The following is a 12,618-nucleotide window of genomic DNA, read 5'->3' on the forward strand; positions in this document are numbered from 1 at the left end:
TGGCTATTTTAGATATTTTTTTATCCGGTACTAAGTGAGACTGAATATCTGTATTACTAATTAGCTTGAAAAACGGTTTTATCTATTCAATATAGACCGAAAACTAATTTAACCAACGAATAGAGGAGGTGTAAGCAATGGAAAATTTAACAGAAATGCTCAAAGGTTCATTAGAAGGTTGTGTACTGGAAATCATTAGTCGAGGTGATACTTACGGCTATGAAATTACGCGTCTCCTTAATGATCTAGGTTTTACAGAGGTTGTCGAAGGTACGGTCTACACAATTTTGATAAGGCTCGAAAAGAAAGAATTAGTAAATATTGAGAAAAAACGTTCTGAAATGGGTCCACCTCGAAAGTTTTATTCATTAACCGAAGCTGGACTTGAGGAATTACAGCAATTTTGGAAAAAATGGGACTTTGTTTCATCAAAAATAAATATCCTAAAAGGGGAGAAGTAATTATGAAGAAATTTATAGAGCTAATCATTGGCGATTTAGAAAGCAAGAAAGAATATAAAGCATTTATGAAAAAAGTCAATTCTCTACCGAGCGATTACGCTTTTGTGTTTAAAAAGATTCAAAAATACATGTGGAATTTCGGTTATGGATTTGGTGAAGAAATCATCAATTTGTATGAACTGTTTGAAGCAAGTTCAGCAGAAGGCAAGCATGTACTAGATGTTACCGGTGAAGACGTGGCGGCATTTGCTGACGAATTAATGGCTCTTTCAAAATTAGATGGAGAATCAGCGAGTATATTTGGAGGGCAAGTAGATTTGAAAAAAGACATTGAGAGTAGAGTTGAGCAGCAAGTAAAAATTTGGACGAATAAAAAATAAATTAGGGGGCTAAAAATCATGATAAATTTTATCAAAAAGATACTTGATGACAAAAAAGAATACAAAGAAATGATGGCGCGTGTGGAAGCTTTGCCTGAAAACTACTCAGAAGCATACAAAACAATCTGTAACTATATGTGGAGTTTCGCCTCTGGAAGTGGCATGGATATGCTGAGAATCCAATATGATCTCATTGATTTGTTTGAAGATGGTGCGGCAGATGGCAAAGACGTATTGGAATTGACAGGTGAAGACTTGACAGCATTCGCTAATGGGCTTACCGATCAAGCGAAAAGATGGGATGATAAGTTACGCAATAATTTGAACAAAAGCGTTCTAGATCGTGTGGGTAAGAAAAAATAAGCGCTAGATTAATTGTCATTCAATATAGAAAAAACAGTTGCAGGCGCTACTACGCTGTTGAGAACGCGCCTTCAACTTCATATATGGGAGGGAAATAATTATGAATAGTACAGCAATTTCAGTGAAAGGACTGAAAAAATCCTTCAAAGAAATTGAGGTTCTCAAGGGTGTAGATTTTGAAGTGGAAAAAGGCAGTGTTTTCGCTTTACTTGGGTCAAATGGTGCCGGTAAAACAACTATTATAAAAATTTTGACTACACTATCGCAAGCAGATCAGGGTGAAATTGAAGTTTGTAATGCCAACCTTCAAACAAACCCACAACAAGTACGTGAGAAAATCAGCCTAACCGGACAAAACGTTGCAGTAGATGATATTTTGACAGGGCGCGAAAACCTCGAGCTAGTAGCAAAACTTCGCCATTTGCCTAATCGGAAAGAAGCAGTAGAAGAAAGTCTACGTCGCTTTGATTTAGTCGAAGCTGGTAATCGTGCTCTTGCTACTTATTCAGGCGGTATGAAACGACGCTTGGATTTAGCAATGACAGTACTTGGGTCACCTGAACTTGTTTTTCTTGATGAGCCTTCAGTTGGACTTGATCCTGAAGCACGTTTAGCTTTGTGGGAAGTGATTCGTGATATGGCGAAAGCTGGTATTACCGTTTTTCTCACTACTCAATATTTAGAAGAAGCCGAACAACTAGCAGACCGTATTGCGATTTTACATGAAGGAAAGATTCTCGTTCAAGGAACATTGGATGAATTAAAAGCAATTCTTCCACCTAAAAAAGTGGAATACGTAGAAAAGCAACCGAACCTTGAGGAAATTTTCCTCGCTGTTACCGGAAAGAAAGGAGAATAGTAATGAGTGGAAACCATTTTTTCAGCGATACAATTACAATGAGCAGTCGGGTGATGAAGCATTCACTAAGAAGTATTGACACAATTATCACAACAATTCTCATGCCGATTATGCTAATGCTTGCTTTTGTCTATATTTTCGGTAGTGCCATGACAATGGATAAAGTAGATTATGTGAATTTTATCGTTCCAGGTGTGTTGCTTATGTGTATTGGAATGGGGATTTCATATACAGCAGTTCGAGTGAACACAGACATGACTAGAGGTATCTTTGATCGATTTCATTCCATGCCAATCGCTAAATCATCGATATTGGGAGGGCATGTCATCTCAACTTTAATATTAAACATTTTATCAGTTGCTGCCGTGATTCTCATTTCTTTTATCATGGGATTCCGTCCTCACGCTAATTTCGTGGAATGGCTATTAGCAGCTGGTATGATCCTGCTTACCGTATTTTCTTTCACTTGGATAGCAGTAGCATGCGGGCTAATGTCAAAATCGTATGAAGGTGCGAGCGTGTTCTCTTATCTACTAATGGGCTTAATGTTTGTAAGTTCTGCCTTTGTCCCAACAAATAATATGGGTAACAAGCTTCGTGCTTTTGCAGAAAATCAGCCAATGACCCCAATCGCCGAAAGTGTGCGTTCCCTTTTAGCTGGTCAGCCGGATTATGGTACGATTGTAACAGCAGTGTTATGGTTAGTGGGAATTGGGATATTGTTTTATATGATTTCGATGAAGGTATATAAAAAACGAATGAAATAAAAATGGCGTAGTACAGGTTGGGGGATTATTTCAGTCTGTACTTTTTTCTTGGTTTATATTTTCAAAGATATTAAATAAAAAAAGAGAAACCTAAGTTTCTCTTTCGAAAAGGTAAATTTTGGTAAAAAAGTAAATGCTTAATATAATATATTAAAATTGATGAAAATGTATTTAGATTATCGACTATTTTTTAAAATCCCTCTGTAATAAAGATTATTTTTTGCGCTAGTTTTTAAAGTTTAATTAGTCAAAGTTTCATATTCTTCATCTGAAACAGGGGCCAACCACTCTGGTGTACCTGAAGTTATTGCAATGTGTTCAAACCAACTATCCTTTGTAGCACCATGCCTAAAGGGAACTGGAACGATGTATTAAATACTTCGTAATATTGTTAATTCCTTTTTAAAATAAATAATTATAAAATTTTATTTTTTCTAACAAATACAACAATGAAAGCGCTATCTTTGTAAAAATATTTAAATCCCTTTATTGACAATCTGTTTACTAGGATTTATGATTCAGTTAATGAAATTACATAACACAAACTTATCGAGAGTGACCGAGGGATCAGGCCCTATGACGTCCGGCAACCTCCTTATTAAGAAAAGGTGCCACTTCCTGCAGAATGAAATCATTCTGATAGATAAGTCGAAAACAATTGTTTTTGATGCCTCTTTCTGAATGAAAGAGGCTTTTTTTTATTTATTTACGTTGGAGGTTAAACATAACTGAATTATATTAAATATAAACCCAACTTAACCAATGCGAAAACTAGACAATTTTAATGATAAAGGAGAGAATAGAAATGAAATATGGTTTTTGGTTACCGATTTTTGGAGGATGGTTACGTAATGTGGATGACGAAAGAATGCCACCAACATTTGAATATGCTAAAGAGGTCATTCAATCGGCTGAAAAATGGGGATACTCGACTACTTTAATAGCTGAATTATATTTAAACGACATTAAAGGGCCGGAGCATGATTCACTTGAAGCTTGGTCAACAGCAGCGGCACTTGCTGCAGTGACGGAAAAAATCGAAATTATGACTGCGATTCGTCCAGGTTTTCATAATCCTGCAGTAACAGCAAAAATGGCTGCTAATATTGATCAAATCAGTAACGGCCGTTTTACGCTAAACGTCGTTTCTGCATGGTGGGCAGAAGAAGCTCGTCAATATGGCGGTATTTTTACAGAACATGATGAGCGTTATGCTCGGACAGAGGAGTTTATTGATGTTCTTAAAGGCTTATGGACAGAAGAAACGTTCAATTATTCAGGTAAATATTACGACTTAAAGGATACAAAGCTTGCTCCAAAACCAGTTCAAAGACCAAATCCGATTCTATATGCAGGCGGAGAAAGTGAAAAAGGAAAGCAAACGATTGTAGAAAAGTGCGACGCATATGTGATGCACGGTGGAACAGTTGAAGAAATTAATCAGAAAGTAACAGATATGAAGGTGCGTCGTGAACAAACAGGAAATGAACCATTAAGTTCTTTCGGTATGGCCGCTTATATTATTTGTAGAGATACAGAAGAAGAGGCTTTGGCTGAGCTAGAAAATATTACGACTGTGAAAGATTCAAGCGGGTATGCAGGCTTTAAAGACTTCACTACAAAATCACAATTAGAACAACAAATCCAATTACAAGATTACTCAGTTTCAAATCGTGGTCTTAGACCGAATCTAGTAGGAACACCAGAGCAAATTGCAGACCGAATTTTACAATTTGAAGAAGCTGGCCTAGACTTATTATTATTACAATTTTCACCTCAACTTGAGGAAATGGAACGCTTTTCAAAACAAGTTATGCCATTAGTAGAACAAAAACGTAGTTTAGTAAAGAACTAGAAAGGGGATTTAAAGATGAGCAAAGTATACGTAATTCATGAAAATAGTGAGTGGACTGTGCATTTAACAAAAAGATTAGAGGAGCTTGGAGTTCCTTATGAGGAATGGCATTTAGACGAAGGTACGGTAGATTTATCAACTGCACCACCAGAAGGGATCTTTTATAGCCGAATGAGTGCTTCCTCTCATACACGTGATCATCGTTTTGCAGCCGAATTTACTGGTCAAGTATTAGCTTGGCTTGAAGCTCATGGTCGTACGGTGTTGAATGGAACGAATGCCTTGAAGCTAGAAGTTAGTAAGGTTTTACAATATTTAGAGCTAAACAAGTATGGTGTGAAGACTCCTAAAACGATCGCAGCAGTTGGAAAACAAAACATTATTAAGGCAGCTAATATCTTTGCTGGACAGTCATTTATTACGAAACATAATCGTGCTGGTAAAGGATTAGGGGTTCAACTATTCCATAGTATCGAAGCTTTAAAGGCTTATGTGGAAGGATCGACTTTTGAAGAACCCGTTGATGGAATTACACTGATTCAGGAATACATCCAATCACCTGAGAGCTACATCACTCGTTGTGAATTTGTAGGAGGAAACTTTGTTTATGCAGTTAAAGTTGATACTTCGGAAGGTTTTGAACTTTGCCCAGCTGATGCGTGCCAAATTGGTGATTTATTCTGCCCAGTAGGAGAAGAAGTAGAAGAGAAACCTAAGTTCCAAATCATTGAAGGCTTCGAGGACGAAATTATTGATAAATATAAAGAGGTTCTAGCTAAAAATAATGTCCAAGTTGCAGGAATCGAATTTATCAGAAATGCTGAAGGTACAATTTTTACTTATGATATCAATACAAACACCAACTATAACTCAGATGCAGAAGAAAAAGCTGGAAAATTCGGAATGCTCGAATTAGCTTCATTTTTAAAGAAGACTTTGGAAGAAAAATACACTACAGCAGCAAAGTCTTAAGAAAATCTATTTAGAATAACGGTAAAAAGCTCAGACCTACACGTAACAAAGGTTTGGGCTTTTTTGTGTTCAGTTTGTTAAATTTTTTCTTGAACTAAGAGTAATAGGCAATTATTTGAGAGGAATATGCTAACGATTAAAATTAATATATTGATAATATAAGATTGTAAGTTGTTATTAAGTTTTGAGGATATAAAAGGTCAAATGAATTCGAACCACCTGATTTTTAAAATGTACTTTTAAGACTCAAAAAGGGGGATACAAATGAAAAAGACTTTTTATTTAATGAGACATGGGCAAACATTATTTAATAAAAGAAGGAAAATTCAAGGTTGGTGTGACTCACCACTAACAGAATTAGGAATTAAACAGGCAGAGGCTGCTGCAAAGTATTTTAAAGAACAAAATATTATTTTCGATCATGCCTATTGTTCTACATCAGAAAGAGCGAGTGATACGTTAGAAATCGTGACAGAATTACCGTATACAAGATTAAAAGGATTAAAAGAATGGAATTTTGGAACGTTTGAAGGTGAAAGTGAAGATTTAAATCCACCACTACCTTATGGTGACTTTTTTGTTAAGTTTGGCGGAGAAGACCAAAAAGAATTGCAACAACGAATTGCTACTACATGTCAAAAAATAATGGATGAAGATAATGAAGTGGTATTAGCTGTTTCACACGGAGCAGCATTGAGAAATTTTATGAGGTACTGGGAACACAAAAGCTCTATCACACAACAAAATCGAATTGGAAATTGTTGCATTTTGAAGTTTGAATATGAGAAGAGGGAATTTAAATTAGTTGAGATTATCAATCATAATTTTAGTGATGTAGTCCAAGTATAGTTTTATAAGATTAATAGATTACATATTTTTGAAAGTGAGGAAATTAAAATGGAATATACAAAGCTTGGGAATACAGGATTAGAAATATCTAGACTTTGCCTTGGCTGTATGGGATTTGGAGATGCAAAACGTTGGATCCATCCATGGGTAATCGATGAGGAGAGCAGCCGTACAATTATTAAAAAAGCACTAGACCTAGGTATCAACTTTTTTGATACGGCGAATGTCTATTCAGATGGTACTAGTGAAGAATTTGTTGGTAGAGCTTTAAAAGATTATGCCAATCGAGATGAAATAGTACTAGCTACGAAGGTTTATTTCCCTATGCACAAAGGTCCGAACGGTTCCGGACTTTCCCGAAAGCATATTATGAGTGAAATTGATAAAAGTCTTAAGCGCCTTGGAACAGATTATGTGGATTTATATCAAATCCATCGTTGGGATTATAACACACCAATCGAAGAAACAATGGAGGCACTTCATGATTTAGTGAAGGCTGGTAAGGTAAGATATATCGGTGCTTCTGCTATGTATGCTTGGCAGTTTTTGAAGGCTTTACATGTTGCAGAGAAAAATGGATGGACCAAATTTGTCTCAATGCAAAATCATCTCAACCTCATATACCGTGAAGAGGAAAGGGAGATGCTGCCTCTTTGTAAGGAAGAAAAAATCGGCGTAATTCCATATAGCCCACTTGCATCAGGAAGATTGACACGTGATTGGTCAAATACGACGCTAAGATCTGAAACGGATGAAACTCAAAAATCTAAATATGGTGCAACTGAAAATACAGACAGACTTGTTGTGGAGCGAGTTGCAGAGATTGCTGAAAAACATGGAGTAACAAAATCAAACATTGCTCTTGCTTGGTTACTGCAGAAAGAACCAGTTAGTGCGCCTATTATTGGAGCTACTAAAACATCTCATCTTGAAGATTCAGTGGGGGCTTTGTCAGTTAAATTGTCGACTGAAGAAGTTGCGTATTTGGAAGAGCCTTATGTTCCACATCCGGTAGTTGGTGCTTTAGGCGCTAATTAATGTCAATTTTAGTATAATGTGTTGATCCCCTACTTTCCTTAAGTGTGAAAAGGGGGTTTTTTTGGTACTTTCCACTATCAAAAGCTCTAGATTATAAAGTATGACTTAGTATATATATCGTGCATATTGCTTTTCTAAGACTTACTTGTAGTACAATTCATAAATCAACTGTTCAAACTGTACCGTTTCCAACCTTTTAATTGGAAAATGCTTTTGTAAGAGCGCTACACTAAAAAACGATTGAAGTAGGAAATCATCACATGTTTTTTTGTATCATGGTGATATATGTTGCAATATGCCGAAAAATCCTTCATATTTGTTAAAAAGGAGGTCCGTTATGCGAAGTGATATACAACCGAATGAACGAGCTTTTTCTTCCAAGGAAGTCGCAGAAGAACTGGGTATTGCAGCACCTACTGTTCGAAAGTATGGCCAAATCTTAGAGCGAAATGGATATGAGTTCTTGAAAGATGGAGATCGGCGTATATTTGTTCAATCTGATATTAGAGTGCTTATAGCGTTACGCGATTCAGAAAAGCCCCTGGAAGATACTGCAAAAGACCTCGTATTTCAACAAAAAGAAAGATTAGAAGGTTTCGATGAAACACAAATTGCGATATCTGATACATATGAAAATTTTCCACATGACCCAAATCAATTAAAAGAGTTTTTAAGGTTTTTAGTCAGTGAACTCGCAGCTGCACGTGAAATGAATGTTCAACTGAAAAATGATATGTCAGAACTTAAAACGGCAGTTTCAAGGCTTCAACAAGACCATCATGATATAAGTGCAAATATTGGAAATTCATCCAACAAAACTAATACCAAAATTGAAAAATTAGCCGAACAACAAAAAATCCAATACGAGACATTACTGGAACAAGAAAAACAAAAAATGGATTTTTTACAAGAAGAAATACAAAACATCCGAGATGAACAGAGAATAGAGTGGCAATCACAGGATAATTTTAATAAACGTTTAGAAGTTGTGATACAGAAGCCTAAAGAAAAATGGGGATGGCTTTTCTCTTTATTTAGAAAATAAAGGATCTATTAAAATTTTTTTTTGCTAATCTTGTAAAAATTTGATTAAAACTTTTGAAAATGAACACTTTAATAAGTACTTTCAGGCCGATACTTCCACAAGGATGTATCGGCTTTTTTGTTTCGTATCGTTGGCCGATACAAATAGCAATTAATTTAAAAGTTTTTTTAATAGGGAAAATTCGTACGCGATACAAAAAAGTCTCTGAACGATAGATGTCCTTTGAAATAAAAAAAGTAACATATAACTGAACGAATGTATCGCTATGCGATATCCGATCGGTATCGGATTTTTAGAGATATAAGTTAATTGGGTAGTTAGATTATTATGAAAATGAACTCTTACTCACCAGTAGAATGAAAATTCAACTGATATATGTTTATTTCAGCTTAAAATAATACTTTGGATATTGGATTTTATATCAATTTTTTACAAATTCCCGGGAAATATCTACAAATTTCTTGGATATAAGAAATAAATTCTTAGTGTGATACTATGTCCGTTATGACTAGTAGAGATCTATTAATAAAACCTCATCATAACAATGCAAGGAGATAGATTTTTAAAAGGGAATACCAAATCTTTTTGGGATTTTTATTTTTAATAAAAGGAGTAAGAAATTAAATTTAAAGACTATGTTATATTTAATTGTTGATTTTTGAACTAGAAAAGGTTGTCTAAATAGACAACCTCCTAATAAGGATAAGTTTTCCTTCTCATTCCGACATCATTAATTTGAACGTCGACACTTATTGTAACTTTTGCTTTTTTAAATGTATCATTCCAATTACCCTCATATTTTTTATAAATTTTTGGATTAACCATGTATAATTTTTCACCAAATCCAAATGCATCTCCACCGAGTTTTTTTACTTCAGAAATCCCTTTTTCTATTGATTGTTTTATAACATTTTCAGCTGATCTTTCATATTTATTGAGAGTTTTTGCTTTATCGAAATTGGCATTACAAAAAACCTCGTCAATATGGCCAATTGATTTGATATTTATATTTATAATTGGAATATTACCCTTGATTTTAATTTCCGTTTTAGATTTTACCCGAGTAAGCTCCATCGAATCATAATCTTTTTTATTGCATGGTATTTGCACATTCGTTTCTTTGATCAGATTATCAATAATTTGTATTGATTTTGCCGGTGGTCCATCTAGCCAGCCAACTAATTTTCCATCTCTAAAAATCCCTATGCCATTTATCTTATCATAACTAGAATTGACTTTATTAGCATTTTCAAGAGTTTGTGATGTTTCACTTTCATTTTCTAAGCTCACGCCATTTATTACTGGTTCTCTTCCACTACTAGAAATTGCAGAAATTGCCTCACGCATTAATGTTTCTTGATTTTCACCTAAAAGAGCTGATGTATTTTTAATTTTACCTACAATTGATTTTGCAGATATTTTATCAAGTGATGCTAAGTTATCCATTATTTCATCAACACTTTTATTTCTTGCAATAATAACTGGAATATTTACACGAATTTTAGAATCTCTTTCAAATACATCGAAAATATAATTCAATGATTTTTCTTTTGCTAATGTTTCTCCTATTATGACAAGAGCAACATGAGAATATATATTTTGACGAGATCCTTTCTTAGACACATTTCGTACAGCTTCTGAAATGGTTTTACCTTTTTCATCTATCGCAATTACTGGAACAGCTTGCGAACCTGACTGTGTTGCAGTTGCAATTGCACTAGGATTAAAAATTTGAGTGATTACATGATATTTTTTTTCTTTTGGGAAGTAATCAATTCCCATTGCAACGACAATCGATACTTGATTTAATTCTTTATAGTTAGAGCAACCACCTAAAAGCATACTTACAATAAGAAATGAAATAAAAAATTTCTTTTTCACATTTTTTCTCCAATATCTTGGCCTTTTTGTAATTATAAAATTTAAAAAGCAATATTCCACAAAGAGTTCTGTTTCATATTATACTTTTCCATTTTTTTGCAATTCAATGTACCATTTTCCAAAATTCGAAGCATTAAATTTTCCCGTAACTAAATTTTTTTAAAAATTTTCTGCAATCCTGCTGTACTAATTGGATAGAATTTGAGATTGATTATTTAAGTAAATAAAATGATCTTAATGAGAAAAGACCCTTTTTAAAAAATGTAATTGAGTCTAAAATAAATGAATTGAGTAGATTTTAAAATAAATCAGTTGTTTTTAGATTTAAAGAATGGCTAATAGGTTGGTTTATTCGTGTTTTTTTTGTTGGCATGAATTTTGCTTAAGAATAGTGAGAAGAGGAGAAAGTTATTTCCGATTTTAGATGGGCAGAAATAGGAGGTGTTTTAGAAGATTTTAATTTCTTATTCATTTTCACTATTTAGATTGTATGTTGAGTAAGAGCAATCTGTTTAGTTCTGTGGCGATTTTTGAGATTATCAGAAATTGTAAATGTTTATAAAGGTTTATTCTATTTTAGTAGTTCTATTTTTTCTCTTATTACGTTTTGTTTTTTCTGAATATTCTAAAATAAAGGTGGGGCATTTATGGATTCTACTAATGAAAAAGGTCAGTTACAACGTTCCATGAAAAGTCGGCATTTGTTCATGATTTCACTCGGAGGAGTAATCGGTACAGGTTTATTTTTAGGGTCAGGTCTAACGATTAATCAAGCTGGTCCAGGGGGAGCGGTTGTTGCCTATTTATTCGGTGGATTGGTGATGTATCTTGTAATGGTTTGTTTAGGTGAACTATCTATTACAATGCCAGTTACAGGTTCATTTAAGACTTATGCTACAAAGTACATAGGTCCTGGTACTGGGTTTACGATTGGCTGGATGTATTGGCTGAGTTGGGCAACAACAGTTGGATTAGAATTCACTGCGGCCGGAATATTGATGCAAAGATGGTTTCCACATGTACCTGTTTGGATCTGGTGTCTTGTGTTTATCGTTCTGTTGTTAGGTTTAAATATTCTTAGTGTAAAAGGTTATGCAGAGGCAGAGTTTTGGTTTGCGGGAATTAAAGTATTTGCAGTTATAGCTTTTATACTGATTGGAGCAGCAACTATATTTGGGTTTGGTCATAAAGGGAGTTCAGCACCTTTGTTTACTAATTTTACAAAAGATGGTGGGCTTTTCCCGCATGGGTTTTCAGCTATATTTTCAACTATGATGGCAGTAGTATTTGCATTTCAGGGTGCAGAAGTTGTTGGAATTGCAGCTGGTGAAAGTGAAGCACCAGAAAAGACTCTTCCGAAAGCAATAAGAAGTATCATTTTTCGTGTTCTAATTTTTTATGTGTTAGCCATTTTAGTTTTAGCTGCTTTGATTCCGTGGAGACATGCAGGAGTAGTAGAAAGTCCATTTGTTGCAGTATTTGATAGCGTAGGGATTCCGTACGCAGCTGATATTATGAATCTAGTTATTTTAACGGCTTTGCTATCTGTAGGTAATTCGGGATTATATGTATGTTCTCGGATGCTTTGGTCACTTTCCAAAAGCGGAATGGCACCTAAAGCTTTAGGTAAAGTAAATTCTCGTGGTGTCCCGTTTAATGCAGTATTGTTTAGTCTTCTTTTTGCATTAGTATCATTACTTACTAGTGTAGTATCTGCACAAACAGTTTTTGTCGTTCTGCTGTCTGTAACTGGACTAGCTGGTACATTCAGTTGGATGGCAATTGCCTTGTCGCAATATAACTTTAGAAGACAATTTATTAAAAATGGTGGAAATGTTAAGGACTTAAAGTACAAAGTTCCACTATTCCCATTAATACCTATTCTATGTCTTGTTTTATGTGGAATATCCATAGTATTTATGGCTTTTGATCCTACTCAACGCTCTTCCTTAATGGGTGGTTTAGGCTTTATGGGTGTAAGTTATCTTTATTACTTTTTACGTCATGGAAAAAATAAAGGTAAGATTGGCATGAAGAAAAAACACGGAGATATACGGACTCAACAGAGTATTTGATCAGTATACAAACAACTTTTAGATACTAACACAAGTAATCCAATATAAGACATGATCTAAAAAGGAGGCTATT

General features: G+C 34.6%; 12 protein-coding genes, 1 pseudogene and 1 riboswitch. Of the genes and pseudogenes, 11 read left to right on the forward strand and 2 right to left on the reverse strand.

Features of this window, described 5'->3' with window-relative positions:
* The first annotated feature begins 137 nt into the window (after nt 1-137).
* From AB1282_RS12320 to AB1282_RS12340, 5 genes are all read left to right on the forward strand, one after another.
* Nucleotides 138-461, forward strand: a complete 324-nt coding sequence (locus tag AB1282_RS12320; RefSeq protein WP_056473783.1) for a PadR family transcriptional regulator — start codon at nt 138-140, stop codon at nt 459-461.
* A 2-nt stretch (nt 462-463) separates the two neighbouring features.
* Nucleotides 464-841 (forward strand): DUF1048 domain-containing protein, encoded by a 378-nt coding sequence (locus AB1282_RS12325; protein ID WP_056473784.1) that lies wholly within the window; start codon nt 464-466, stop codon nt 839-841.
* Nucleotides 842-859: 18 nt separating this feature from the next.
* Nucleotides 860-1,204 (forward strand): DUF1048 domain-containing protein, encoded by a 345-nt coding sequence (locus AB1282_RS12330; RefSeq protein ID WP_056473786.1) that lies wholly within the window; start codon nt 860-862, stop codon nt 1,202-1,204.
* Nucleotides 1,205-1,304: 100 nt separating this feature from the next.
* Entirely contained in the window at nt 1,305-2,063 is a 759-nt protein-coding gene (locus AB1282_RS12335; protein ID WP_056473788.1) for an ABC transporter ATP-binding protein, read from the forward strand.
* A 2-nt stretch (nt 2,064-2,065) separates the two neighbouring features.
* Nucleotides 2,066-2,830, forward strand: coding sequence for an ABC transporter permease (locus AB1282_RS12340; RefSeq protein WP_429899185.1), 765 nt, complete (start codon nt 2,066-2,068; stop codon nt 2,828-2,830).
* A 239-nt stretch (nt 2,831-3,069) separates the two neighbouring features.
* On the opposite strand, the pseudogene AB1282_RS12345 reads toward AB1282_RS12340, so the two are convergent.
* Nucleotides 3,070-3,177, reverse strand: a pseudogene (locus AB1282_RS12345) (cupin domain-containing protein); the annotation flags it as partial.
* Nucleotides 3,178-3,373: 196 nt separating this feature from the next.
* Nucleotides 3,374-3,480: riboswitch (SAM riboswitch) on the forward strand.
* A 155-nt stretch (nt 3,481-3,635) separates the two neighbouring features.
* Here AB1282_RS12345 and AB1282_RS12350 point away from each other — a divergent pair.
* The 5 genes from AB1282_RS12350 (at nt 3,636) to AB1282_RS12370 (ending at nt 8,589) form a co-directional block, all read left to right on the forward strand.
* On the forward strand, nt 3,636-4,685 hold the full coding sequence (locus AB1282_RS12350; RefSeq protein ID WP_429899186.1) for an LLM class flavin-dependent oxidoreductase: 1,050 nt from the start codon (nt 3,636-3,638) through the stop codon (nt 4,683-4,685).
* A gap of 15 nt (nt 4,686-4,700) precedes the next feature.
* Nucleotides 4,701-5,657 (forward strand): ATP-grasp domain-containing protein, encoded by a 957-nt coding sequence (locus AB1282_RS12355; protein WP_429899187.1) that lies wholly within the window; start codon nt 4,701-4,703, stop codon nt 5,655-5,657.
* Between the two features lie 264 nt (nt 5,658-5,921).
* Nucleotides 5,922-6,506: a histidine phosphatase family protein gene (locus AB1282_RS12360; protein WP_390312621.1), complete on the forward strand. Its 585-nt coding sequence runs from the start codon at nt 5,922-5,924 to the stop codon at nt 6,504-6,506.
* Between the two features lie 48 nt (nt 6,507-6,554).
* Complete coding sequence (locus AB1282_RS12365) at nt 6,555-7,544, forward strand: aldo/keto reductase (protein WP_429899188.1); 990 nt, start codon at nt 6,555-6,557, stop codon at nt 7,542-7,544.
* 337 nt (nt 7,545-7,881) lie between these two features.
* Nucleotides 7,882-8,589 (forward strand): hypothetical protein, encoded by a 708-nt coding sequence (locus tag AB1282_RS12370; RefSeq protein ID WP_429899189.1) that lies wholly within the window; start codon nt 7,882-7,884, stop codon nt 8,587-8,589.
* Nucleotides 8,590-9,282: 693 nt separating this feature from the next.
* Here the strand turns inward: AB1282_RS12370 and AB1282_RS12375 are convergent.
* The gene (locus AB1282_RS12375; RefSeq protein ID WP_429899190.1) at nt 9,283-10,470 is read right to left on the reverse strand and encodes a Ger(x)C family spore germination protein; all 1,188 of its coding nucleotides are present in this window, start codon (nt 10,468-10,470) and stop codon (nt 9,283-9,285) included.
* A gap of 647 nt (nt 10,471-11,117) precedes the next feature.
* Between AB1282_RS12375 and AB1282_RS12380 the strand changes: the two genes are divergently transcribed.
* Nucleotides 11,118-12,545, forward strand: coding sequence for an amino acid permease (locus tag AB1282_RS12380; RefSeq protein WP_429899191.1), 1,428 nt, complete (start codon nt 11,118-11,120; stop codon nt 12,543-12,545).
* Nucleotides 12,546-12,618 lie beyond the last annotated feature (73 nt).

Source organism: Gottfriedia sp. S16(2024), assembly GCF_050473765.1.
In the GTDB taxonomy this organism is placed as follows: domain Bacteria; phylum Bacillota; class Bacilli; order Bacillales; family Bacillaceae_G; genus Gottfriedia.

What these genes read in the sequence shown, in the direction of transcription:
- AB1282_RS12380 (WP_429899191.1), top strand. Translation starts at nt 11,118, where the DNA reads ATGGATTCTACTAATGAAAAAGGTCAGTTACAACGTTCCATGAAAAGT.
- AB1282_RS12365 (WP_429899188.1), top strand. Translation starts at nt 6,555, where the DNA reads ATGGAATATACAAAGCTTGGGAATACAGGATTAGAAATATCTAGACTT.
- AB1282_RS12355 (WP_429899187.1), top strand. Translation starts at nt 4,701, where the DNA reads ATGAGCAAAGTATACGTAATTCATGAAAATAGTGAGTGGACTGTGCAT.
- AB1282_RS12350 (WP_429899186.1), top strand. Translation starts at nt 3,636, where the DNA reads ATGAAATATGGTTTTTGGTTACCGATTTTTGGAGGATGGTTACGTAAT.
- AB1282_RS12325 (WP_056473784.1), top strand. Translation starts at nt 464, where the DNA reads ATGAAGAAATTTATAGAGCTAATCATTGGCGATTTAGAAAGCAAGAAA.
- AB1282_RS12320 (WP_056473783.1), top strand. Translation starts at nt 138, where the DNA reads ATGGAAAATTTAACAGAAATGCTCAAAGGTTCATTAGAAGGTTGTGTA.
- AB1282_RS12340 (WP_429899185.1), top strand. Translation starts at nt 2,066, where the DNA reads ATGAGTGGAAACCATTTTTTCAGCGATACAATTACAATGAGCAGTCGG.
- AB1282_RS12360 (WP_390312621.1), top strand. Translation starts at nt 5,922, where the DNA reads ATGAAAAAGACTTTTTATTTAATGAGACATGGGCAAACATTATTTAAT.
- AB1282_RS12370 (WP_429899189.1), top strand. Translation starts at nt 7,882, where the DNA reads ATGCGAAGTGATATACAACCGAATGAACGAGCTTTTTCTTCCAAGGAA.
- AB1282_RS12335 (WP_056473788.1), top strand. Translation starts at nt 1,305, where the DNA reads ATGAATAGTACAGCAATTTCAGTGAAAGGACTGAAAAAATCCTTCAAA.
- AB1282_RS12330 (WP_056473786.1), top strand. Translation starts at nt 860, where the DNA reads ATGATAAATTTTATCAAAAAGATACTTGATGACAAAAAAGAATACAAA.